Annotated in this window: 18 protein-coding genes, 2 pseudogenes and 1 riboswitch; of the genes and pseudogenes, 14 read left to right on the top strand and 6 right to left on the bottom strand. The window is 68.0% G+C overall.

Annotated features, from left to right (window positions below; translation table 11 throughout):
- Positions 1-168 precede the first annotated feature (168 nt).
- The 5 genes from N415_RS24120 (at position 169) to metE (ending at position 6,161) form a co-directional block, all read left to right on the top strand.
- A complete protein-coding gene (locus N415_RS24120; protein WP_068187424.1) occupies positions 169-1,218 on the top strand; it encodes an aldo/keto reductase in 1,050 nt (349 codons plus the stop codon).
- A 64-nt stretch (positions 1,219-1,282) separates the two neighbouring features.
- Positions 1,283-1,843, top strand: coding sequence for a TetR/AcrR family transcriptional regulator (locus N415_RS24115; RefSeq protein WP_068187423.1), 561 nt, complete (start codon positions 1,283-1,285; stop codon positions 1,841-1,843).
- A gap of 28 nt (positions 1,844-1,871) precedes the next feature.
- Positions 1,872-2,528, top strand: coding sequence for an SDR family oxidoreductase (locus tag N415_RS24110; protein ID WP_068187422.1), 657 nt, complete (start codon positions 1,872-1,874; stop codon positions 2,526-2,528).
- 47 nt (positions 2,529-2,575) lie between these two features.
- Complete coding sequence (locus tag N415_RS24105; protein ID WP_068187421.1) at positions 2,576-3,508, top strand: cytochrome P450; 933 nt, start codon at positions 2,576-2,578, stop codon at positions 3,506-3,508.
- A gap of 63 nt (positions 3,509-3,571) precedes the next feature.
- A riboswitch (cobalamin riboswitch) is annotated at positions 3,572-3,763 on the top strand.
- A 127-nt stretch (positions 3,764-3,890) separates the two neighbouring features.
- Positions 3,891-6,161 (top strand): 5-methyltetrahydropteroyltriglutamate--homocysteine S-methyltransferase, encoded by a 2,271-nt coding sequence (gene metE, locus N415_RS24100; RefSeq protein WP_068187420.1) that lies wholly within the window; start codon positions 3,891-3,893, stop codon positions 6,159-6,161.
- Positions 6,162-6,213: 52 nt separating this feature from the next.
- On the opposite strand, the gene N415_RS24095 is transcribed toward metE, so the two are convergent.
- Positions 6,214-7,962 (bottom strand): DUF3556 domain-containing protein, encoded by a 1,749-nt coding sequence (locus N415_RS24095; RefSeq protein ID WP_068187419.1) that lies wholly within the window; start codon positions 7,960-7,962, stop codon positions 6,214-6,216.
- 110 nt (positions 7,963-8,072) lie between these two features.
- On the opposite strand from N415_RS24095, the gene N415_RS30995 reads away from it, so the two are divergent.
- Positions 8,073-8,291 carry a hypothetical protein gene (locus tag N415_RS30995; RefSeq protein ID WP_081665473.1) on the top strand — a complete coding sequence of 73 codons (219 nt, stop codon included), beginning with the start codon at positions 8,073-8,075 and terminating at the stop codon, positions 8,289-8,291.
- A gap of 80 nt (positions 8,292-8,371) precedes the next feature.
- Here N415_RS30995 and prpD read toward each other — a convergent pair.
- Positions 8,372-9,870: pseudogene (gene prpD / locus N415_RS24085) on the bottom strand (2-methylcitrate dehydratase PrpD).
- An 89-nt stretch (positions 9,871-9,959) separates the two neighbouring features.
- On the opposite strand from prpD, the gene N415_RS24080 reads away from it, so the two are divergent.
- The 8 genes from N415_RS24080 to N415_RS24045 all read left to right on the top strand — a co-directional run bounded on the left by N415_RS24080 (position 9,960) and on the right by N415_RS24045 (position 20,685).
- Positions 9,960-10,196, top strand: a complete 237-nt coding sequence (locus tag N415_RS24080) for a hypothetical protein (protein WP_068108157.1) — start codon at positions 9,960-9,962, stop codon at positions 10,194-10,196.
- Entirely contained in the window at positions 10,180-11,592 is a 1,413-nt protein-coding gene (locus tag N415_RS24075; protein ID WP_068187415.1) for a 2-polyprenyl-6-methoxyphenol hydroxylase-like oxidoreductase, read from the top strand. The genes N415_RS24080 and N415_RS24075 overlap by 17 nt, the downstream gene beginning before the upstream one ends.
- Before the next feature lie 10 nt (positions 11,593-11,602).
- Positions 11,603-12,040, top strand: a complete 438-nt coding sequence (locus N415_RS24070) for an ester cyclase (RefSeq protein ID WP_068187413.1) — start codon at positions 11,603-11,605, stop codon at positions 12,038-12,040.
- A gap of 32 nt (positions 12,041-12,072) precedes the next feature.
- A complete protein-coding gene (locus N415_RS33300; RefSeq protein ID WP_068187411.1) occupies positions 12,073-12,630 on the top strand; it encodes a PE family protein in 558 nt (185 codons plus the stop codon).
- Positions 12,631-12,751: 121 nt separating this feature from the next.
- Positions 12,752-15,373 carry a LuxR family transcriptional regulator gene (locus N415_RS24060; protein WP_068187409.1) on the top strand — a complete coding sequence of 874 codons (2,622 nt, stop codon included), beginning with the start codon at positions 12,752-12,754 and terminating at the stop codon, positions 15,371-15,373.
- A gap of 3 nt (positions 15,374-15,376) precedes the next feature.
- The gene (locus tag N415_RS24055) at positions 15,377-18,001 is read left to right on the top strand and encodes a LuxR family transcriptional regulator (protein ID WP_068187407.1); all 2,625 of its coding nucleotides are present in this window, start codon (positions 15,377-15,379) and stop codon (positions 17,999-18,001) included.
- An 81-nt stretch (positions 18,002-18,082) separates the two neighbouring features.
- Positions 18,083-19,144, top strand: coding sequence for a sensor domain-containing diguanylate cyclase (locus N415_RS24050; RefSeq protein WP_068187406.1), 1,062 nt, complete (start codon positions 18,083-18,085; stop codon positions 19,142-19,144).
- Between the two features lie 170 nt (positions 19,145-19,314).
- Positions 19,315-20,685 (top strand): NAD(P)/FAD-dependent oxidoreductase, encoded by a 1,371-nt coding sequence (locus tag N415_RS24045; RefSeq protein ID WP_068187458.1) that lies wholly within the window; start codon positions 19,315-19,317, stop codon positions 20,683-20,685.
- A gap of 57 nt (positions 20,686-20,742) precedes the next feature.
- Here N415_RS24045 and N415_RS24040 read toward each other — a convergent pair whose 3' ends face one another.
- The 4 genes and pseudogenes from N415_RS24040 to N415_RS24025 all read right to left on the bottom strand — a co-directional run.
- Positions 20,743-21,027: a WXG100 family type VII secretion target gene (locus tag N415_RS24040; RefSeq protein WP_068108167.1), complete on the bottom strand. Its 285-nt coding sequence runs from the start codon at positions 21,025-21,027 to the stop codon at positions 20,743-20,745.
- A gap of 11 nt (positions 21,028-21,038) precedes the next feature.
- Entirely contained in the window at positions 21,039-21,335 is a 297-nt protein-coding gene (locus tag N415_RS24035; protein ID WP_068108169.1) for a WXG100 family type VII secretion target, read from the bottom strand.
- 92 nt (positions 21,336-21,427) lie between these two features.
- On the bottom strand, positions 21,428-22,540 hold the full coding sequence (locus N415_RS24030) for a PPE family protein (protein ID WP_068187405.1): 1,113 nt from the start codon (positions 22,538-22,540) through the stop codon (positions 21,428-21,430).
- 97 nt (positions 22,541-22,637) lie between these two features.
- A pseudogene (locus N415_RS24025) lies at positions 22,638-23,740 on the bottom strand (hypothetical protein); the annotation flags it as partial.

Below are 23,740 nucleotides of genomic sequence, written 5' to 3'. Positions count from 1 at the left end.
TTCGGTAGGTGCCAATCGTCTGGTGCCCTGGTCGGGCCACACATAGTAGACGTCATCAACGTCCAGCGGGTTCGATCTTCCTCCGCTCTTGCTAACCGGAGAACTCTCCGATATCTTTCACGATCGTACCGGAGAATTCTCCGCTACGTTGCCCCGAAGGAGAGACCATTGCGCTACATCAAGCTCGGCAACTCGGGATTGGACGTGTCCCCCCTGGCGATCGGAGCCATGACCTACGGGGATCCGGAGCGCGGACATCCCGTGTGGTCGCTGCCCGAAGACGAATCGCGGCCCCTGATCAAGCATGCGGTCGAGGCCGGGATCAATTTCTTCGACACCGCCAACATCTACTCGCAGGGCAGCAGCGAAGAGATTCTCGGACGCGCGCTGCGCGACTACGCCAACCGCGACGACGTGGTCATCGCCACCAAACTGAGGCATCCGATGCGTACTGGGCCCAACGGAAAGGGACTGAGCCGCAAGGTGATCATGACCGAGATCGACCATTCGTTGCGCAGGCTCGGCACCGACTACGTCGACCTTTACCAGATTCACCGCAACGATCACACGACCCCGCTGGAGGAAACCCTCGAGGCGTTGCACGACCTGGTGAAGGCCGGCAAGGTCCGCTACCTGGGGGCGTCGTCGATGCCGGCATGGGAGTTTTCCAAGGCCCTTCACCTGCAGCGCGCGAACAACTGGACGAGGTTTGTCTCGATGCAGGATCACTACAACCTGCTGGCCCGCGAGGAGGAACGCGAGATGATCCCGCTATGCCTCGACGAGGGCGTGGGCACCATCGTCTGGAGCCCGTTGGCGCGCGGAAGGCTCGCGCGATCGTGGGCGGACGCCAAAGTCACTGCGCGGGCATCGAACGACGGATTTGCCGACATGCTGTACGCCGGTGTCGGTGACGACTCCGACAAGGCCATCGTCGATGCGGTCGGCGCCGTCGCCCAGGGGCGCGGCGTGAGCCGGGCCCAGGTGGCGCTCGCCTGGTTGCGCTCCAAACCCGTGGTGACCGCGCCCATCGTCGGGGCCAGCAGCATCGGCCAGATCGACGAGGCGATCGCCTCGCTTCACCTCGAGCTCAGCGAAGCCGAAACGCACAGGCTGGAAGCCCCCTACAGACCGCGCTACGACTTCCAGGGCGTCTCCGACGACACCCTGCTGCAGGCGGTGGCGGAGCGGATACCCCAGTTGTCCACGGCCAGTTAGCCATCTCCCCTTATCCTCGTGCTGCGGCAAAGGGGTTTTGACCAGAACGAGGAGGTGGCGGCCTGTGGCAGACGACGGTGTCGCCCGGATTCGCTCCGACGCCCTGCGCAACCGAGAGCACATCATCGAGGTGGCGCACGACGCCTTCGCCCAGTCGGGCACGGCGTCTCTCAACGAGATCGCCAAGCGCGCGGGGGTCGGGGCGGGGACGCTGTATCGCCACTTCCCCACCCGCGAAGCCTTGATCCTCGCCGTATACCGCCACGACGTGCAGCGACTGGTGGATTCGGTGCCCAGGCTATTGCGAGCCCATCCGCCCTTGGACGCGTATCGCATGTGGTTCTTCAAGGCCGCCGACTACGTCCGCGTCAAACACGGCCTGGGCGACGCCCTGCACAGCGCGGCGGCCCAGGACGCGATCAATGAGACATACGCACCCGTCGTCGCCGCGGTCGGCCAGTTGCTCGATGCCTGCGCGCGGGACGGATCCTTGCGACCCGATCTCGACCCGGCGGATGTCCTGCTGCTCATGAGTTCGCTATGGCGGGTCGGCGAAGGGGCAGCGGGCAGGCGACAGGCGAAACGAACAATGGAGCTCGCGATCGAGGGACTGCGTCGCAGATAGCCCGCGTTAGCGCGGGTACCGTCAGGGCATGGCACGAGTCATCGTCTTCGGCGGCCACGGCAAAGTCGCGTTGCGGCTGGCCCCCATCCTGACCGAGCGTGGGGACGAGGTGACCGCGGTCTTCCGAAACCCCGACCATTCCGACGACGTCGCCGCGACCGGCGCCACCCCGGTGGTTGCCGACATCGAGCAACTCGACACCGACGCGCTGGCCCGCCTGCTGGCGGGTCACGACGCCGTCGTGTTCTCCGCCGGCGCGGGCGGCGGCAACCCGGCCCGCACCTACGCCGTCGATCGCGACGCCGCGATCCGGGTGATCGATGCCGCCGCGCGGGCCGGCGTCAGGCGGTTCGTGATGGTGTCCTACTTCGGCGCGGGCCCGGATCACGGTGTGCCGAGCGAGAATTCGTTTTTCCCGTACGCGGAGGCCAAGGCCGCCGCGGACGCGCACCTGCGCGCCAGCGACCTGGACTGGACGGTGCTGGGGCCGGGCCACCTCACCCTGGAACCGCCGACCGGACGCATCGTCATCGGCAAGGGGAAAGGCGAGGTCTCCCGGGCCGACGTCGCCCTCGCGGTGGCCGCGTCGCTGCACGACGACTCGACCATCGGCCGCACCATCGAATTCAACAACGGCGCCGAGGGGAACGGCGTCCCCATCGCCGAAGCACTGGCTGACCAGTAAACTCCGCTGCGCACGGAGGCTTCCGTAGGGATGGAAGGACAGGGCACGTGAAGCTTGGCGACTGCCCGGTCTTTCCGCCCGAGGCGGCAGCCGCCCTGAGCACGGACCGCGGCTTGGGTTGGCGCCTGGCGCGAGAGGCCGGCCCCGTTTTGCGAGACCCCGGGGGCGGCTGGGTGTTCGTCGTCGGGCGGGAGCAGGTGTTGGCGAACCTGGACGATCCGCGGTTGGATCGCGCCCGGGCTCTTCCGGAAAGCGATCTCGAGGTGCACGACCGGCTGTTCGCGCCGAAATCAGCGCACGAGATCGCGGCGGTGTTCCGTCCGATCGCCGCCGAGCTGATCGATCGTTTCGCCGCCGCCGGCGGCGGTGACGCGGTGGCCGATGTGACCGCGCCGATGGCCGGCGCCCTGTTCGACGTCGTGTCGCGCCTGCGGCTGTTGCCCGCCGAACACCTGGCCGGGCAGTCCGGCCACGTCTTTGCCGAGGCGTGCCGCAACCTGTTCAAACACGCCGGCTGGCACCTGTTGACGTTGGCGCGCGGCCCCGAATTGCGCGACACGCTTCGACGTCAGCCCGAGCTGATCCGCGAGTTCGTCGAAGAGATCCTGCGGTTGGAACCGATGGTGCAGGGCTGCCAACGTTTCGTCACCCAGCCGATGACCGTCGCCGGGGTGGACATGCCGCCCGGCGTGGTGGTGATGTTGTGCATCGCCGCGGTGCAGCGCGACGGCAGCGACGCCATGTCCACCGATGATCTGGTGATCGGCGTTAGGGCGCACCGGCATTGGAGTCTAGGTGCGGGGTCGATGCGTTGCCGTGGCGGGCACATCGTCCGACAGGTGTTGCGGGTGCTGGTCGAGGAGTGGCTCGACCGGGCCGGGGATGTTGGGCCGGCTCCCGGTTTTTGGCCGGTGGCCGGGTTCCCGAACACCGAGAACTCTTTGTGGCTGCCGAAGCTGCCGCTGGTGGCGAGGGCCTGAACCGTCGACGCGGTAGACTCCGCTGCGCAGCTGGTCTGCCGTCGCCGCGACCGCGGCGCCGGCATCGAGCGAGGCAACGTTAGACGCGCCTCGCGAGAGGGAACCCGGTGGGAGTCCGGGACTGTCCCGCAGCGGTGAGCAGGAACGACCGCCGTCACACGCACTGGTCTCACGACTGGGAAGCGACGGCCACTAGGAGCACCGCCCGGTGCGCGCCTGCGAGTCCGAAGACCTGCCAGCGGTGCCGGGCGCGCCGCGTCCGGCGGCTCATCGCCTCGTGGAATGGGCGTTTGGTCGTTGCCGTTGCGGCTTGTGTGCCGTGACGGACTCGGCTGTTGCGTCCGCCGGCGGTGATCCACCCGTCGATCGATAGGACGAAATCGTGACCTCGCAACCCTTCACCGCAACGGTTACCGGCTCCCCGCGCATCGGCCCGAAACGGGAACTCAAACGCGCGACCGAGGGTTACTGGGCCGGACGCACCAGCCGATCGGACTTGGAATCCGTCGCCGCTTCCCTGCGCCGCGATATGTGGTCCCAGCTCGCGTCCGCCGGCCTGGACTCGGTGCCGGTGAACACCTTCTCCTACTACGACCAGATGCTCGACACGGCCGTCATGCTCGGCGCGCTGCCGGTGCGGGCCGGCGAAGTCCCCGACGAACTGGACCGCTATTTCGCCCTCGCGCGCGGCAACGACGACATCACGCCGCTGGAGATGACGAAGTGGTTCGACACCAACTACCACTACCTGGTCCCCGAGATCGAGCCCGCGACCCGGTTCGCGCTGAACCCCGACAAGGTGCTCTCGGAGCTGAAAGAGGCGTTTGCGCAAGGCATCCCCGCGCGGCCGGTGATCATCGGTCCGATCACCTTCCTGCTGTTGAGCAAGGGCATCAACGGCGGCGGCGCGCCGATCGAGCGGCTGCGGGAGCTGCTGCCGATCTACTCCGAGCTGCTCTCGCTGCTCGCCGAGCACGGCGCCCAGTGGGTGCAGTTCGACGAGCCGGCCCTGGTGACCGACATCTCCCCCGACGCGCCCGCGTTGGCTGAGGCCGTCTACGCCGCGCTCGGCTCGGTGAGCGACCGGCCCGCGATCCACGTCGCCACCTACTTCGGCGACCCCGGCGCGGCCCTGGCGGGGCTGGCCCGCACGCCCGTCGAAGCCATCGGCGTCGACCTGGTGGCCGGTGCCGGCACCGCGATGGCGGGCATTCCGGAACTGTCCGGCAAACTGCTGGTGGCCGGCGTCGTCGACGGACGCAACGTCTGGCGCACGGACCTGGAGTCGGCGCTGGCCAAGCTGACGACCCTGCTGGGTTCGGCTGGCAGCGTGGCGGTTTCGACGTCGTGCTCCACCATGCACGTGCCGTATTCGCTGGAGCCCGAAACGGGGCTGGACGACAACCTGCGCAGCTGGCTGGCGTTCGGGGCCGAAAAGGTAAGCGAGGTGGTCACTCTCGCGCGCGCCCTGTGTGACGGGCGCGACGCCGTGGCGGACGAGATCGCGGCGTCCAACGCCGCCGTCGCCTCCCGTCGCAGCGATCCGCGGCTGCACAACGCCGGGGTCCGCGCCCGGATCGACGAGATCATCGCCTCGGGCACGCACCGCGGCGACGCGGCCGAACGCCGCGCCAGCCAGGAGGCGCGGCTGCACCTGCCGCCGCTGCCGACCACGACGATCGGCTCGTACCCGCAGACGTCGGCGATCCGCAAGGCGCGCGCGGCCTTTCGGGTCGGCGAGATCGACGAGGCCGAGTACGTCGCCAAGATGCGCAAGGAGATCGCCGACGTCATCGCGCTGCAGGAACAACTGGGCCTGGACGTGCTAGTGCACGGCGAGCCGGAGCGCAACGACATGGTGCAGTACTTCGCAGAGCAGCTGGAGGGCTTCTTCGCGACGCAGAACGGCTGGGTACAGTCCTACGGCAGCCGCTGCGTGCGGCCGCCGATCCTGTACGGCGACGTCGCGCGGACCCACCCGATGACCGTCGACTGGATCCGCTACGCCCAGTCACTCACCGACAAGCCGGTGAAGGGCATGTTGACCGGGCCGGTCACGATCTTGGCCTGGTCGTTCGTGCGCGGCGACCAGCCGTTGGCCGACACCGCCAACCAGGTGGCGCTGGCCATCCGCGACGAGACGGTGGACCTGCAGGACGCGGGCATCGCGGTGATCCAGGTCGACGAGCCGGCGCTGCGCGAGCTGCTGCCGCTGCGCCGCGCCCAGCAGGAGGACTACTTGCGTTGGGCGGTGGCGGCTTTCCGGCTGGCGACCTCCGGCGTGGCCGACTCGACGCAGATCCACACCCACCTGTGCTACTCGGAATTCGGCGAGGTGATCGGCGCCATCGCCGACCTGGACGCCGACGTCACGTCGCTCGAGGCGGCCCGCTCGCACATGGAGGTGCTGGACGACCTGAACTCGGTCGGCTTCGCCAACAGCGTGGGCCCGGGCGTGTACGACATCCACTCACCGCGGGTGCCGAGCGCGGGCGAGATGGCCGAGTCGCTGCGGGCGGCGCTGAGAGCGGTACCGCCGCAACGGCTTTGGGTCAACCCGGACTGCGGGCTGAAGACCCGCAACCCCGACGAGGTGACCGCGTCGCTGCGGAACATGGTCGCCGCGGCGCGGGAGGTCCGGGCGGGCGCCTAGGCCGCGGGTCTACGCGCGAACGTCACGCTGGCGTGGCGCTCGAGGCCGAGCGTCACTCTGGCGTGACGCTCGGCGCCTCATCCGACAGCACCTGGACCGGCACGTCGTCGGCCCAGGGCTGGCGGGTCACCATGTCGGCGACCCGCACGAAGCCGCGCTCGAACTCGCCGGTGGCCGCGTCCACCAACCGGTAGGCCTGGGTCTGCTTGTGGATCGGCTGCGCGTCGAGCAGCACGACCCGCACCTCACCGGGCGCGAAGTGGCAGCGCTGCTGCATGGCGGTGATGAGCTGCTCGTTGTGCATGTGGCCGTCACCGAAGTTCCAGCCGATGGCGGTGCTGCAGATCCGCTCGCCGTCGGTGATGATGTAGTCGTCCTCGTTGTGGCCCGCCATGGCGCGATGCGCCAGCGTGAACAGGGCCCGGCCGTGCGTGTTGAACCCGCGGAACGCGTACCCCATGTAGATGGGGATCTGGGCCGCTTCCGGGCTGCCGTAGAACCGCTCCAGCTGGGCCTGCGGCATGCTGGCGATCGCCACGATGCCACGGCCGATCTTGTCGTTGGCCGACGGTTTCATGCACCACAGCGTGGTGTCCCAGTTGCCGGCGTAGTAGCGCATGCCCGGCAGGAACGAGATCTTGCGCGGGAACAGGTTGCCCAGCACCACGATTCCCGCGATGACGACGAACAGGATCGCCACCACCACGGGATGCTTCAGGTCCGCCAACCCCAGCCGGGCGTGCGCGACGAACAACGACAGCACACCGAAGATCATGAAGACGTTCCACTCCAGCGGCACGCCCATCGGTATGGACAACAGGATCCCCAGATGGAAGCAGACCATGACGAACGCCGCCACGGTCGTCGGCCAGCCGCCGTGGCAGAAGAACAGCGGCAGCGGCACCAACATCTCGATCGCCGTGCTCACGTGGGCCAGGAACCGGGACAGCCGCCCTGGCCGGAGGTCCTCGGGGAACTTCTCGAAGAACTGCCGCTTCAGCCAGCGGGGCCGCACCAGCGGGTTGTTGGACATCATTGTGGAGATCACGAACGGGAAGTGCTTGTTGAGCTTCGACGTCGCCGCGCCCATCCAGATGACCAGGAACACCACCTTGGACCCGACGATCATGTCGGCCCCGCCGAAGAGGAAGGTCACGGTCATCGCCGCGTACACCTCGCCGCGGGCGGCCAGGAAGATGACCTTGTCGCGCAGGCCCGCCGCCGCGAGGATCAGCAGGATCACCACGATGCGCCAGGTCGGCAGCAGCCCGACGCTGGTGCCCAATTCCGGCACCGGGCCGGTCCCGTCGACGAACAGCGTCCACAGCGTCATCACCAGCAGCGCCGCATAGAGGAAGACGTCCACCGGCTTGCGGGTGGTGCCGCGGGTCAGCGGGACGCGATCCGGCCACGGTGGCAGCCGGATGGTGCCGAACCGCATCCAGTACAGGATCGAGCCCATGGGCGGGAAGAACCGGTTGTTCAACGGCCCGAAGCCGCAGCCCAGCCCGATCACCTCGAACAGCATCGTGTAGAGCACGACCTTCTCGAAGACGATCGGCTCGGACCACCAGTGCGCGACGTTGGTGAACCCGCCGAGTCCCTTGGTGGCCGAGGCGAACAGCCATCCGAAGAGGATGTAGAGCAGGATCTTGAGCACGTAGAACAGGTGCAGCGCGACCGGCGTGCCGAAGCCCACCTCGGCCCAGTGCCGGGCCATCGGACGGATCTTCTCGCTGCGGGTGCCTTTGTTCCATTCCTCCATGTCGAGCTGGGGCAGCTCGGGCTTGAGAAATCCCATGGTTTGACAGGTTAGAACGCGTTCTAGGCGTATGGCTTGGGTAGGGGCAAAGAATCTTTTGCCCGCAAGTTAACCGGCGGATACCGTGAAGTCGCTAGGAGAACTCCACCATGAGCAGACTTCGATACCTCGTCGCGGCGTTGATGGCTGCCTCCGCACCGATCGCCGGCGTCGGTGTGGCCCGGGCCGACGCGCCCGCGCCGGGTGATTCCTGCACCGTGTTGCACGCCACCACCACCGACGCCAACGGCCGCACGATGTGGTGCAACCCCACCATGACTGGCGTCCATTCTCTGGTGTGGCAGTACGGTGGGCCCGCCACGCCTTAGCCGGGTGCGCGTGTGAGCTGACGGCTTTTGCGTGTGCACTCACGGCGACGACACGCCGGGCGGTTACGCCGCAATGCAACTCAGCCGAAGATCCCCGGCGGAGTGTCCGGCGCTGCATCCAGCACGGCTGGGTCGATCACGATATTCAGCGCATCCACCGACTCGAGGTCGGCCAGCGATTCCGCGGCGGACAGGAACCTGCGCTGCTCGGCCGGATCGACGATCCCGTCGGCGAGCTCGGTGAACTTGCCCACGTACTGCGGGCGCCGAAACGGCCGGGAGCCCAACGGGTGGGCATCGGCCACGGCCAGCTCGTCGCAGATCACCTCGCCGGTCTTGAGCGTCACCTCCGCGCGGGCCCCGAACGCCTGCTCGGCCGGGTCGGTCGAGTGGTAGCGGCGGGTCCATTCCGGGTCCTCGACGGTGGAGATCTTGCGCCACAGTTCGACCGTGTCGCGCCGGTGGGACCGTTCCGGGGCGTAGGAGCGCTCGTGGTGCCACGTGCCGTCCTGCAACGCGACGGCAAAGATATAGGGCAGCGAGTGGTCGAGCGTCTCCCGCGACGCGTCGGGGTCGAACTTCTGGGGATCGCCGGATCCCGTCCCGATCACCACGTGGGTGTGGTGGCTCGTGCGCAGCACGATCGCCGCGACCTGGTCCAGGTCGCCGATCCGGGAACGCATCCGCCGGGCCAGGTCGATCGGTGCCTGGCTCTGGTATTCCGCCGAGTGCTCCTTGGTGTAGCTGTCGAGGATGGCGCGCTTGGGTTCGCCGGGGGCCGGCAACGGCACCCGGTACTCGCGCTCGAACCCGCCCAGCAGCCGGGCGATCACCCCGTCCTCGCCCTCCCAGATCGGGGCCGGCGACCGCTCGCCGCGCATCGCCCGGTCGACCGCCTCGATGGCGACCTTCCCCGCATGCGCCGGCGCGAACGCCTTCCAAGTGGAAATCGTGCCCTTGCGCGATTGGCGAGTACTGGTGGTCAGGTGCAGAGCCTGCCCGATCGCCTGGTAGATGGTCTCGGTGTCCAGGCCCAGCATGGTGCCGAGGCCGGCGGCCACCGCGGGTCCCAGATGCGCGACGTGGTCAATCTTGTACTCGTGCAGGCAGATTCCGCGGGCCAGGTCGATCTGCACCTCGTACGCGGTGGCCACCGCGCGGATCAGGTCGGCGCCACCCACGCCGAGCTGCTGCGCCACGGCGACGAGCGGGGGGATGTTGTCGCCGGGATGGGAATACTCGGCCGCCAGAAACGTGTCGTGGAAGTCGAGCTCGCGAACCGCGACGCCGTTGGCCCACGCCGCCCATTCCGCCGAATAGGCGCCGGCGACACCGAAGACACGCGCCCCCCGTTGGGTGCGATGCGCCAGCGCCTGCCGGCGGGCCACGGTGACCGGCCGCCGGAGCACGGCTGCAGCGCTGACGGCGGCGTTGTCGATGATCCGGTTGGCCACATCTGCGCCGGCGCCGGTTCGACGGCCACCGGGTCGGCCGCGACCTCCGCGATCTTGGCGGCCAGGTGTTCCCCGCGCGGGAAGTCGTCGGAGCTGAGCCGCGCCCGGACCGTGTGCACCAGCATGACCAATGAGTACGTGACGGCGCAGTCCACGACAAATGGAGTACTCCGGTACTCAATCCCGACCCGCCGCATCATCGGATGCTGATCGGGTGACCGATGATCTCAGCGACCGCGAAGCCGCGCTGCGTCGATTGCCGGTGCCGTACTCGCTGGCACTGCGACTGCGTGAGGCGGGCGTGGCGCGCGAGGTCATCGGCGAATACGTCGGCGTCGATGACTCTTCCTTGGACGGCTTCTACCGGATCGCCGAACAGAAACTCACCGCGCTGCAACAGCAACGCGAGCCCGCACTCGAGAAAGGGATCCGCAATGCAGGTATTGGGTGAGCGCGCGGTCGTTTTGGGGGCGAGCATGGGCGGACTGCTCGCCGCGAGGGTGCTGGCCGATTTCTTCGAGACCGTCACGGTGTTCGAGCGGGACGAGCTAACCAACGATCCCGTCAACAGGCGGGGGGTGCCGCAGGGTCGGCACGTTCACGCGCTCCTGCCGCGCGGCGCTCGTGTCCTGGACGAGCTCTTCCCCGGGCTCCTCGACGAGCTGCTTGCGGCGGGCGCGCCCGTTTGGAACGACGGCGACCTGTCCAAGGCGTACCTGTCCTACAGCGGCCACCGGATGTTGTCGTCTGGAGTCGTAACCGGCGATTACGCGGAAATGGCCCTGTACATGCCGAGCCGGCCGCTCTTGGAGTGCCACGTTCGGCGGCGCCTGCGGCGGCTCGGCAACGTGACGATCCACGCCGGCCACGACGTCAGCGAACTGACGGCGGCCGCGGACCGCAGTCGCATCACCGGGGTGCGGGTGGTGGACCGCGCCGGCGGTGCCCCACAGGAATTTGCGGCAGACCTGGTCATGGACGCCATGGGGCGCGGGGCCCACACGCCGGCTCTGCTCGAGAACCTCGGCTACGGGCGACCGGCCGAGGACCACATCACCATGCATACGACCTACGTCAGCCAACCGCTGCGGATCCCGCCCGGCACCCTGAGGGAAAAGATGGCCGTCATCAGCCCCGCGCCGGGCCGGCCAAGGGGCATGTTCTTGGTCGGCTACGAGCGCGACACCTGGATATTCACGGTCTACGCGCTGGCCGGGCATGAGCCGCCGCACGACCTGCCCGGGATGCTCTCGTACGCCGAGGATTACGGCCCGGCTCACTTGCTCGCGGCGGTGCGCGCCGGCGAACCGCTGGGGCCGGTGGTGCAGCATCGGATGCCGTCCAGCCAGTGGCGGCGCTACGACAAAATGCGGCGACTCCCCGACGGCCTGCTGGCCTGCGGTGACGCGATATGCAGCTTCAACCCGATCTACGGGCAGGGAATGACGGTGGCGGCGCTGGATGCCGTGGCGCTGCGGGACTGCCTGCGGCGCGGCGTTAGGGACCTGCCCCGCCGGTACTTTCGCGACACGGCCAAAACAATCGGCCAGGCCTGGCGCACCGGGGCTACCTCCGACCTGACGTTCCCGGAGGTCCAAGGGCGCAGGACGCCGTCGATGCGCATCACCAACCGGCTAGTGGAAAGCGTGCTGGCGGCGTCCGAATCCGACACCATGGTCGGCACCCAGTTCTTCAGAGTCACCGGGCTTCTCGATCCCCCAACCCGCCTGCTTCGTCCGTCGTTCCTCTACCGGGTCGCAACCGTCAATCGGCGCGGCGCACAACGACATTCGCGATCCGCCGTTGTCGACCGCACCGATACCCCATTCGCAAGTATCCAGGAATAGGAGCGCCCCCATGACCGCGATCGACGAAATCACGAGCCTTCGTCAGCGCCGCGAAGAAATCGTCATGCGGCACGCCGAGGCGGAAAACCGGCACGACATCGAGGCGACAATCGCCACATTCCACCACCCGCGTTACGAGGTGAACGGGCAAGCCAGCGATGGCGAGTCCGCCGTCCGAGAACTGCTGCAGGGCTTGATGACCGCGTTGCCGGATCTGCACGCGGAAGTCGGCAGGCTGCGCCACGCCGACGACGCCGTATTCGGCGAGACGCTGATCACCGGCACCCACGACGGGGAATGGGCGGGCATCCCGGCCACCGGACGCCGCGTAGAAATTCCGGTCGCCGGAATCTTCGAGTTCGACGGCGACAAACTGCTGTGCGAAAAGGTCTACATGGACTTCGCCACGCTGTTGACGCAGATCGGTGTGCTACCTGAATTCAGCTGAGTAGCAGCGGGAAAGCAAAAAGGAGGATAGCGATGTCGGCCGTAATCGCCGTTCCCGAGGCAATGTCCTCGGCCGCAACGGATCTGGTAAACATTGGTTTGAATCTCAACGCGGCCCATGCGGTGGCGGCGACGCCGACCCTGGCGGTGCTGCCGCCCGCCGCGGACGAAATCTCGACGGGTGTCGCGCAGCTGTTCGCCCAGCACGCACAGGGCTATCAGGCGCTGGCCGGGCAGGCCGCGGCATTCCATGATCAGTTCGTGCAGCACCTGACCGCGGGCGCGGGCGCGTACGCCACCGGCGAGGCCGCCAACGTCGCGTTGTTAGCGCCAATCACCGATGTTGCGGGGTCTATCGGTGCCGTCGGGGGTTTGCCGGGCCAGGCGATCGGCTTGTTCAATACCGTCGGGAGCCAGCTACTCAATACGATCGGCACCTTCCGAGGTGCGTTGGTCACGGCATTGACGCCCGTTTTGGCGATCACCGCATTCATCGCGATTATCGCGATAATCGTGGCGGCCGTGCTGATAGTCCAGCTACTCAATGGGGCAGGGTTTAACTGGCTCCTGACTGGGATCCGTCTGCCGTGACACGAATCCACCCGGAGTAGTTCACGGCCGCTTCGCTGACCGCCGTCACCTATTACTCATGTTTTAAAGCAAATGGTTGAAATTCGCCGCGGCCTTGGCCCGGTGTTCCTATGCTGTCCCGATGCGTTTGTCCTGGCCCCTAACTGGGCGCGCCGAGGAGTTGCGGAGCATCGGGACCGCGATTGCGGATCCTGACTCTGCAGGCATCCTCGTATGCGGCGCGGCGGGCGTCGGCAAGAGCCGAGTCGCCGGGGAGGCGCTTGCCGGGGCTACGTCGCAGGGCTGCGTCGTCCGTTGGGTAGTGGGCACCACCGCGGGCCGGTTATTGCCCTTCGGCGCACTCTCGTCGTGGACGACGCCGGCCGGCGTCGACAGCCTCCAACTGGTCCGCGCGGTGATCGAGGAGCTCACCACCTCCCCGAACGGCGCTCCGGTGGTCATCGGTGTCGACGACGCGCATCTGCTCGATGACCTTTCGACATTCGCGTTGCAGCAGATCGTCCAGCGGGCCGCCGCGAAACTCGTCCTGACGGCTCGCAGCGGTGAACCGATCCCCCCGGCGACGCAAGAACTGTGGACGGGAAGCGCGTTCGACCGGCTCGACGTCCAGCCGTTGTCGGAGGATGAGACCACCGCGCTGGTGTCGACCGCCCTCGGCGGTCCGCTGGATCCGCATGCGGCCGAATGGTTGTGGAGGCTGACCCGCGGTAATCCGTTGTATCTGCGCAACATCGTCGAACGAGAACTCGCCGACGGCCGACTGGTGGCCGAGCGCGGTTGCTGGCACTGGACCGGCGAACCGGTGCTGCCGCCGAGCCTGCTCGAGTTGGTCGACTCCCGGATCGGCGCGGTCCCGCCCGCCGTCAGCGACGTCGTCGACCTGCTCGCCGTCGGTGAACCAATCGAGTTGGGTTCACTAGCGCGAATCACCGATGCCGCGGCGGTCGAGGAGGCCGACCTGCGCAGCCTCGTCACCCTGGAAACCGTCGAAGACCGGACACAGGTGCGGCTCGCTCATCCCCTTTACGCCGAGGTGCGGCGGCAACGCACCGCCCCGACGAGGCTCCGCCGCTTGCGGGGTCTCGTCGCCGCCGAACTCGGTTCATCGGAGTGGTGCGATGACATGCGAACGGTGGTGCGCCGGGCGGCGTTAAGCCTGGACTCCGATCTGCCGCCCGACGCCGATCTGCTCCTCCGCGCGGCACAGGGTGCCGTGTGGCTCGCGGACCTGCCGCTGGCGGACAGGCTGGCGGAGGCCGCCATCCGCTCCGGCGCGGGGGCGGAAGCGAACTTCGTTCGTGCGCACGCGCTTTCGTGGCTCAGTCGCGGCCAGGAAGCCGACGATGTCCTTGCCAACATACCGCTGGCGCAGCTCGATGACGTGAACCGGTCTCGCCGCGCGTGCCTGCGCGCCGTCAACATGTTGTGGTCACTGGCGGACGGCGGCGGCGCCAAACAGCACATCGACGACGCCAGGGCCACTACCTCCCCGCGCGCCCAGGGAAATCTTGACGCGGCCTGCACCATGTACTGGGCGGCGATGGGCCAGCCGGACAGGGCCATGGCATCGGCGCGGAACCTCGATATCGATCTCCTGCCCGCGGTCGTTGGGGCAGTGGCAAGTTGGGGGATTGTCGCCGCCGCGGGCGACATCGGTCGCGTCTCCGAGGCGGTGGCCGGCGCGGAGCGCGCGTACACCATTGCGGTCCGCTCGTTCGACGCCGCCCACATGCGGTTCGTGATCGCCGATGCGCACCTGGGAGCACTCCTGCTTGCCGGCCGGATAAACGAGGCAACGTGCCTGGCCGAACACCTGGGTCAGGAGGCCGCCAACCTGCCTGGCGCCGCGTCGCTGATCAGCACCGCGTTGGCGGGCCGCGCCGCCCTCGGCGCCGGCCGCCTCGTCGAGGCGAGCGGGCTGCTGCCGCCGGTCGTCGACACCTTGGTCGCCGTCGGCGAACAAAACGGCTTCACCTACCGGTACCGGTTGCCGATCGTCACCGCACTGGCCATTCAAGGGCTCGGCGACGACGCCGCCGCCGCGCTCGCCACGCTGGAGCAACACCGCCACCCCAGCTGGCGGTACTTGGACTACGAGCGCGGCCTCGCCAAGGCCTGGGTGGCCGCGTGTCAGGGCGCGGTCAGTGAAGCGATCGACATTGCGGTGTCGGCGGCCGAAACTGCCTGTGCTAATGGGCAATTCGCGGCGGAAGTGGTGTGCCTACAGACCGCTACCCAGTTTGGTGACACTCGGCGCGCGCCCCGACTGCGAGAGCTGGAAACCGTCGTGGAAGGTCCGCGCGCGGGTATCGCGGCGCGGTTCGCGGCCGCCTTGCACGCCGGCGACGGAGCCGAATTGGAAAAGGTGTCATCGGACTTCGAGGAGATCGGGGACGTCGTGGCGGCCCTCGACGCCGCCGCACACGCGGCAATCGCCTATCGCCGCGGCGACTTGCGGGGATCGGCGTTGAAGTGCTCGACCCGAGCGGACGCGCTGGCCGAAAAGTGCGGCGGCGCCCACACTCCGGCACTGCGCCAAGCCAGTGAGCGGCTGCCGCTCACCGATCGCGAGCGCGAAATCGTGATGCTGCTCGGACAAGGGTTGTCCGGCCGAGCGATTGCCGAGCGGCTGACCTTGTCCGTTCGTACCGTCGAGGGCCACATCTACCGCGCCATGGCCAAGACGGGCGCCGCCAGCCGCGACGAACTCGCGGGACTGCTGCGCCCAGATCGATCGAGTTGACAGTTGCGTTTGACGTGGCCGCTGATCGGCCGGGCGCAGGAAATGGCGGTCATCGAAGCCGCCATCGCCGAGTCGACGACTGCCGGGATCATCGTTTCCGGCGCGGCCGGCGTCGGAAAGAGCAGGGTGGCGCGGGAGGCACTGGAGGCCGCGGCCTCGCGCGGGTGTGAAACTCGTTGGGCGGTAGGCACTTCGTCGGCGCAGTCACTGCCGCTGGGATCGTTCGCCGCATGGACGAACTCGCCGCCTCCCGACAACAGCCAGTTGGTTCATCTCGTCCGCGACGTGATCGAGTCGGTGACCGCCGCACCACCGCACGCCCCGGTGGCCGTCGCCATCGACGACGCGCATTTGCTCGATGACTTATCGGCCTTCGTCCTCCATCAGATCGTCCAGCGGCAAGCGGCCACGGTGGTATTGACGATTCGCAGCGGCGAGCCCGTTCCCGCCGCGGTGCAAGATGTGTGGCGCAGCGCCCAGTTCGAACGCCTTGACTTGCAGCCCCTTTCGGCCGATGAGACGGCAACCCTGTTGTCAGCGGCGCTGGATGGCCCGGTGGATCCAGACGCCGTCCAGCGCCTGTGGAAGCTCACTCGCGGCAACGCGCTGTATCTGTGCAACATCGTCGAGCAGGAGGTGTCCGACGGAAGGCTGGCGCAACGGCACGGCTACTGGCGATGGAGTGGCGATCCCATCGTGCCGCCCAGCCTGGCCGAACTGATCGAGTCGCGGATCGGAACGCTTCCCGACGCGGTCGGCGATGTTGTGGACGCGCTCGCGGTTGGGGAGCCGATCGAACTGGCGTCGTTGGCGCGAATCGCCGACCCGGCGGCGATCGAGGACGCTGACGTGCGTGGCTTGATCGCGCTCGGCAAGGTCGACGGACGTCTGGAAGTTCGGCTCGCTCATCCCCTGTACGGCGAGCTGCGCCGGTATCGGGTTCCCTCGACCAGGCTGCGCCGGTTACGGGGCCGGGTAGCCGAGGAGCTGGCCGCGTCGGAAGATCGCGACGAGGTGCGAACACTGGTGCGACGAGCGGTATTAACCGTTGATTCCGATCTCAGACCAGACCCGGACTTGTTGGTCAGAGCCGCCGAAGGCGCCATGTTCCTGGCGGACGCCCCGTTGGCAGATCGGCTCGCGGCCGACGCCATTCGGGCGGGCGCGGGCGCGCCGGCGTACAACATCCGTTCGTTCGCGCTGGCATGGCAGGGCCGCGGTGAGGAGGCCGACGCCATGGTCGCCGCGACGCCCACCGAGGGTCTGACCGAGGCCGACCGGGTGTACCTGCTCGGCAATCGCGGGTTCAACAAGCTGTGGGGGCTCGCCGATCCCGAGGGGGCGAAGGAGCTTCTCGACGAAGCCGCGCGCATCGCAACGACGTCCACCCGCAGCTGGAGCGACGCCTACCTGACCGTCTACTGGGCATCCATGGGCCAGCCGGAAAAGGCACGGAATTCGGGCGATCGCGTCGATCTCGAGCGGCTGCCCGGGATCATCAGCTCGGCGGCAGCGTGGGCGCTGGTCGTGGCCAACGGGGATGCGGGGCGCGCCGCCGAGGCGGACAGGACCGCCGAAATCGGTTATGCATACGCGCAGCGCAGCGGGGTCGCCGCTCACATGCGACTCCTCATCGTCGACCGCCATGTCGGCGCGCTTCTGCAGTGCGGCCGGTTGGGTGAGGCGAATTCGTTGGCGCAGCGGGCGCTCGCGGAGACGGTGGACATTCCCGGCGTCGCTCAGCTGATCAGCACGGCGATCGCGGGCCGGGTCGCGGTCGGATCGGGCCGACTCGACGAAGCCACGCCACTGTTGACGACCGTAGTCGAGTTCTTTGCCGGCGATTCCAACGGTCTTCGGTACCGATACCTGGTCCCGCTCACCACGGCGCTGGCAATGCGCGGCTCGACCGCCGACGCGGTGGCCGCGCTCGGCGCCGTCGAAGCCGAACACCACCGGAGCTATGGATTCGTCGAATACGAGCGCCAACTGGCGCACGCCTGGGTGGCCGCATGCCAGGGCGAGGTCAGTGCAGCGATCAAGGGCGCGCGGTCCGCGGCCGAAATAGCGTGTGTCAATGGGCAATTCGCCGCGGAAGTGGTGTGTCTGCAGACCGCCACCCAGTTCGGTGACACCAGGTGTGCGTCTCGGCTACGCGACCTGGAGGCGATCGTGGAGGGCCCGCGCGTCGGCGTCGCGGCGCGGTTCGCGGACGCCCTTCGGACCGGCGACGGGGCCGAGCTATTGGCGGTGTCAGAACAATTCGAACAAATAGGGGACTTGGTCGCCGCGGTTGACGCGGCCGCGCACGCGGCCATCGCCTATCGCAAGGGCGACTTGCGGGGATCGGCGTTGAAGTGCTCGGCTCGAGCGGACGCGCTGGCCGACCGGTGCGGCGGCGCCCGCACTCCGGCGCAACGCCAGGGCACCGAACGGTTGCCCTTCACCGATCGCGAGCGTGAAATCGTGATGCTGCTCGGGCAGGGGCTGTCCAGCCGAGCGGTTGCCGAGCGGCTGACACTGTCCGTCCGTACGGTCGAGGGGCACATCTACCGGGCGATGGCAAAAACGGGCGTGACCAGCCGCGACGAGCTCGCGGCGTTGCTACGCCAAGATCGATCGGGTTGACGGGTCGCGGTCGCCGTTTCGTCAGATTTGCAACGCTGCGCGCGGTTTGGTGCTGAGCTATCCCCTGAAGGGAGGTGCAGCGTGTCCCGGTTCACGTCATGGCTCGGCGAGCCCGATCACTACGATTGGATCACGGCCACGTTGCGCGAGCGCGGACTGCTTCGCGCGGCACAGGTGACCCTGGCTGTCATCTCCTCGATATCGGCGCTGGTACCGGTGGCCACCATGCTCAGCACCCGTCGCCCGACGGCCGAGGTGGTGCTCGTCGACGCCGGCGCGGCGGTCTTCGTCGTCGCGCTGAGCGTCTACTGGTTGACGCGCTGGCCCACGCGGGTCCAATCGGAGATTTTCGGGGTTATCGCGGCGACATGCATCGCGGGGTGGAGCCTGACCCAGCCAACCGCCGCCCTGGCGGCCGTCGGCTGCTGCGCCATGGCCATGAACAGCGGGTACGTCGCCCTTTTCCACAACAACAGATTGCTGGCGTTCAGCGCGGGCCTGGCGGGCATCGTCACCGTCGCGACCGCGGTGCACCTGGCCCGCGAGGTGGACGTCGGAACCGGGCTTGCCGCGTTCTGGGTGATCGCGATGCTCAATGTGTCGTTCCCCGTGGCGATGCGAGGGATGTCGCGGGCCATGGGAACCTATGCCGAACTCGCCGACGAAGACTCGCTGACCGGGCTGTTCAACCGCCGGGCGTTCATCGCCGCCCTCACCCGCAGACTCCGCGATCCGCACGCCGACGACACCCATCTGACCATCACCATGGTCGACCTGGATGCGTTCAAGCGCATCAACGACACCCTCGGCCACGCGGCGGGCGACCGCGCGCTGGTCGCCGTCGCCGAGGTGCTGCAACAGCAGGCGGCGCCGACCGCGGTGCTGTGCCGCGCGGGCGGCGAAGAGTTTCTCATCGCCACCATCGGCCCGTCGCCGGACGCGGAGGCGATCTCGGCGGGATTGGGCGGCGCCATCGCCGCCCTTCCGCAGGGGCTGACCGCCAGCATCGGCACGGCCACCGCCGAGCTGTCCCCGATGGGAACGTCCGACATTCCCGGGCTCATCGAAAAACTCATCGACGTCGCGGACAGCGCGATGTACACCGCCAAACGCCGCGGCGGCAATCAGGCCCATCATCTTTGACGCCAACCACCAAGCGCGACAAGGGCTTTGCCGAGCCGCCTCGGTCAGACCCCGGGCCCGGACCGGTCAGCAGCCGCTGAATCGCCCGAGAAATCGGGGTGAACACGCTACTGCCGGCACGGCTATCGGTGTAGTTTGCTGCTGGGGCGGGCCAGGTGAAGGAGCCAGTCGTGTCGGACGTCGATTACTGCGTGGTCGGAGCCGGGTTCGCGGGTTTGACGGCCGCCCTGCGGCTGAAGCAAGCCGGTCGCTCGGTGGCCTTGCTAGAGGCGCGTGACCGAGTCGGCGGTCGCACGTTCACGGTCACCCGCGACGACGGCACCTGGATCGACCGCGGCGGCGCCTGGGTAGGGCCGGGCCAGGACCGCATCTACGCGATGATGGACGAGTTCGGCGTGCCCGAATACAAACAACACAACGACGGCGACGCGATGATGGTCCTCGACGGCAAGAAGCACCGCTACGGTGGCACCATCCCCTGGTCGATGAGCCCGTGGGCGGTCGCCAACCTCGGCGTCGGTCTGCTCTCGATCGAGAACATGTGCAAATCGATTCCGCGCGAAGCGCCGTGGGAGGCGAAGAACGCCGCCGAGTGGGACCGCATCAGCCTGGGCGAATGGATCGACAAGAACACCATGTCCCAGCAGGCCCGCGAGATGCTGGACATGGCGCTGTCCGGCGTGTACACCTCGGCCGGTTCGGAGACGTCGCTGCTGTGGGCGCTGCTACAGATGGGCTCGGGTGGCGGGCCCACCTTCGTCATCTCGGGCAAGGGCGGCGCCCAGGACGCCCGGCCCGTCGGCGGGATGGGTGCCATCTACCGGCAGATCGCCGCCGAACTCGGTGACGCGCTGCACCTTTCGCGCCCCGTCCGGCAGATCACCCAGGACGACGGCGGCGTGACGGTCGCGGCCGACGGCTTGACGGTGCGGGCGCGGCGGGCCATTGTCGCGATCCCGCTTGCCATCGCCAGTTCGATTGTGTACGAACCGATGTTGCCGGTGGACCGGGCACTTCTACACCAGCGCATGCCAAGTGGCGCCGTCATCAAGATCTCAATCATCTACGACGAGCCGTTCTGGCGTGCCGACGGATTATGCGGCCAGTCGGCCGCGCCCGGGTCGCCGGCCACGCTCACCATCGACGCCTGCACGAACACCGCTGACCCCGGCATCATGTGCGTGATCACCGAGGGGCCAGCCGCGCGTCGGCTGACAAAAATGGACGAGTCCGATCGCAAAGCGGCGGTGATCGCCGAGCTGGTCGATCGGTTCGGCGGCAAGGCCAAATCGCCGCTGGAATTCCACGAACAGAACTGGACCACCGAACGCTACTCCGGTGGCGGCATGATCAGCCACGCCCCGACCGGCGTGCTGACCGAATTCGGCTACACCCTGCGGGAGCCCTGCGGCCGCGTGCACTGGGCCGGCACCGAGAGCTCGGCAGTCATGTGCGGGTGGATAGACGGCGCGATCCGCTCGGGCGAGCGCGCGGCCGCCGAGGTGATGGCAACCGAAACCGCCGCGGCCGCAGTCACTTAGGCCTGCGACAGGACGCGGGCAGCACGCCGTTGTGCTACCCGCGCCTGGGGGCACCGGTCACGCCCAGCCGGATCCCACTGCCGAATCGGTGCTGGCCATGTTGCTGCCCGCGGACTGAACCTTGGCGCCGTGGGCATTGGCCTGCTCGTAGATCACCTGGAAGTTGCGACCCAGCTGCGTGATGAATTCCTGGCAGGCCACCGATCCGGCGCCGCCCCAGAAATCCCCCGCCGCCAACACGTCTCGCACGATCGCCTGGTGTTCGGCCTCCAGCGACGCCGCCTGGGCCCGGATCAGCGCCCCGTGCGAATCCACATCACCGAATTGGTAATTGATCGTCATTGCCAAATCTCCTAGCTGCTCAACGCTTGCTGCGAAGCCTGCTCTTGCTGCTCGTAGTTGTTGGCGTCGCGGACCAGCCCGTCGCGCACGCCCTGCAGCATGCTCACGATGTTGCGAAACGCCTGATTCATCTGTCCCATCGTGTCGTAGGACGTCGCTTGGGCCGCCCCACTCCAGCTCGTGCCCGAAATGTCTTGCGACGACGCCCACATGCGTCGCGCCTCGTCCTCGACCGTCTGCGCGTGCACCGAGAAACGGCTCGCCATTTCCCGCATCGCATACGGATCGGTCATAAACCGAGTAGCCACCGGTTTGCTCCTTTCAAGAAGTGATCAATCTCTTTGTGCCGCCGCGTCACACGCGGTGGCGGATCTCGACAGCCTTACCGCTCACCCCCGCCCTATCCGACCCCGACCCGCGGCACCACGCTGGGCCGCGACTGCACCACATGCGGACTGGCCCCGCCGCGGCCCAACATCCCACCCGCCGCTCCGCCGCCCATGCCGCCCATCGGCATCGGCATCATCGGCATGCCGCCCGCCGCAGAACCGACTCCCCCAGCGCCACCGGGGATTTCGCCGCCCAGCCCCGACATGGCCGCGCTGACCATCCGCGCCGGCATCGACCCCTGCCACGTCGGAGGCACCGACATCGACCCCACCAGCCGCGCCTTGCCCAAACCCGCCGCCATCGCAGAACCCGCGCCCCCGCCGCCAAGTGGGGTCGCCGTCGGAGCGGTGCTCCCGACGAACTTCGGGACGTCGGCCCCCACCGCCGCGGCGTTGGCCAATCCCGCGGTGCCGGCGTTCGCCCCCTGCGCGAGCGACATGATCGGCGACATCAGCATGCTGACGGGCAAGGTCGCGACCTGGGCCAGCGACGACAACGACGACAGCGGCGCCCCGGACACCAGTGATTGCAGCGCGGCCACCAGAGCCGAAAGGGGATCCGCCGCCCCGCCGCCCTGCGCCGCCATTCCGGCCAGGTCCACCGGCGGCGCCGCGAACGGCGTCAACGACGACGCCACCGACATCGCGCCGGCGTGGTAGCCGGCCATCGCGGCGACGTCCTGGGCCCACATCTCCATGTAGTGGAACTCCGTGGCCGCGATCGCCGGGAAGTTCTGGCCCAGAAAGTTGGTGGCCACCAACGTCATCAGCTGCGCGCGGTTCGCCGCGACGGCGACCGGATGCACGGTGGCCGTCTGCGCCGCCTCGAACGCCGTCGCCGCGACCCGTGCCTGCGCCGCCGCGCCCTCCGCCTGCACCGCCGACCCGGCCAACCACGACACATAGGGCGCGGCCGAGCCCGCCATCGCCTGCGACGCAGGGCCCATCCACGGGCCGCCGATCAGCGCCGAGACAACGGAGGCGAACGACGACGCCGACGACCGCAAGTCGGCGGCCAGCCCATCCCAGGCCGTCGCCGCCACGAACAGCGGACCCGCGCCCGCGCCGGCATACATTCGCGCCGAATTGATCTCCGGCGGCAACAACGAAAAGTCCGACATCACGGTCCCAACTATGCGAAGCGGTGAACGGAACTACGTCGGTCAAAACTCGTAGATCCGCGAAGTGCGGGGTCGTAGATCGTCATTTGCCGGAACGCCTCTAGTGGAAGAACCCGGCCTGGGAGCTGCCGTGGTTGAAGCCGCCGGAGCTGAAGTTGCCCAGGTTCGCGATGCCCGAGGAGAGCAGGCCCGCCAGCCCGATGCCGGTGACGTCGGCGCCCGCGTTGCCGATGCCCACGGCGAAGACGCCCGAGTTGTTGATGCCCGCGTCGACGCCGCCGCCGGTGTTGTGGATGCCGGAGTTGAAGCCCGCGCCAGTGTTCATGAAGCCGGAGTTGTCGAAACCCCCGTTGAAGAACCCTGAACTTCCCGCGCCGGTGTTACCGAAGCCGGAGCTGGTGATGCCGGCCGGGGTAATCGCGCTGAAGAAGCCGGTGTTGAGGTCGCCGGTGTTGAAGGCGCCCGTGTTGGTGTTCCCCGCGTTCGCCCATCCCGTGTTCAACATGCCGGTGTTGAAGTCGCCGGTGTTGTCCAAACCCGTGTTGAAGCTGCCGGTGTTGTTGCCGCCGGAATTTCCGAAGCCGAAGTTGGAGTTGCCGGCATTCCCGGCGCCGAAGTTGAAGGATGCCCCGTTGCCGAAGCCGAGGTTCACCTCGCCGGCGTTGCCGAATCCGGTATTCGTGACGCCCGAGTTCCAGAACCCGGTGTTGGTGTCGCCCGCGTTGCCGAAGCCGAAATTGCCGCTGCCCGAGTTGAAGAAGCCAATGTTCCCGGTTCCCGAGTTGAAGAACCCGACGTTTCCCGTCCCGGAGTTGCCGAAGCCGAGATTGCCGCTGCCGGAGTTGAGCGCGCCGAAGCCGATCTGGTTGTCGCCCGTCAGCCCGAAGCCGATGTCGTTGCTTCCGGTGTTGCCGAAGCCGAAGTCGTGGTTGCCGGTGTTGGCGGCGCCGACGTTGTTGTTTCCCCGGTTCCCGAAGCCCATGTTGGCCTGGCCGCGGTTCCCGCTGCCGACGTTTCCGCTGCCGAGATTGCCGTTGCCGAGATTGCCGGCGCCGCTGTTGCCGCTGCCGAAGTTGTTGTTGCCGGCGTTGCCGTTGCCCACGTTTCCGTTGCCGAGGTTCCCCATGCCCACGTTCGTGTTGCCGACGTTGCCGGCGCCCACGTTGGCGTTCCCCGCGTTTCCGGCGCCGAGGTTGAGGTTGC

The organism is Mycobacterium sp. UM_CSW, from assembly GCF_000455205.1.
GTDB lineage: Bacteria > Actinomycetota > Actinomycetes > Mycobacteriales > Mycobacteriaceae > Mycobacterium.
This window is presented reverse-complemented; position numbering and strand designations above follow the sequence as displayed.

Coding starts and splice junctions, on each gene's coding strand:
- N415_RS24110 (WP_068187422.1), top strand. CDS start 1,872: ATGGCACGAGTCATCGTCTTCGGCGGCCACGGCAAAGTCGCGTTGCGG.
- N415_RS24095 (WP_068187419.1), bottom strand. CDS start 7,962: ATGGGATTTCTCAAGCCCGAGCTGCCCCAGCTCGACATGGAGGAATGG.
- N415_RS30995 (WP_081665473.1), top strand. CDS start 8,073: ATGAGCAGACTTCGATACCTCGTCGCGGCGTTGATGGCTGCCTCCGCA.
- N415_RS24075 (WP_068187415.1), top strand. CDS start 10,180: ATGCAGGTATTGGGTGAGCGCGCGGTCGTTTTGGGGGCGAGCATGGGC.
- N415_RS24070 (WP_068187413.1), top strand. CDS start 11,603: ATGACCGCGATCGACGAAATCACGAGCCTTCGTCAGCGCCGCGAAGAA.
- N415_RS33300 (WP_068187411.1), top strand. CDS start 12,073: ATGTCGGCCGTAATCGCCGTTCCCGAGGCAATGTCCTCGGCCGCAACG.
- N415_RS24060 (WP_068187409.1), top strand. CDS start 12,752: ATGCGTTTGTCCTGGCCCCTAACTGGGCGCGCCGAGGAGTTGCGGAGC.
- N415_RS24040 (WP_068108167.1), bottom strand. CDS start 21,027: ATGACGATCAATTACCAATTCGGTGATGTGGATTCGCACGGGGCGCTG.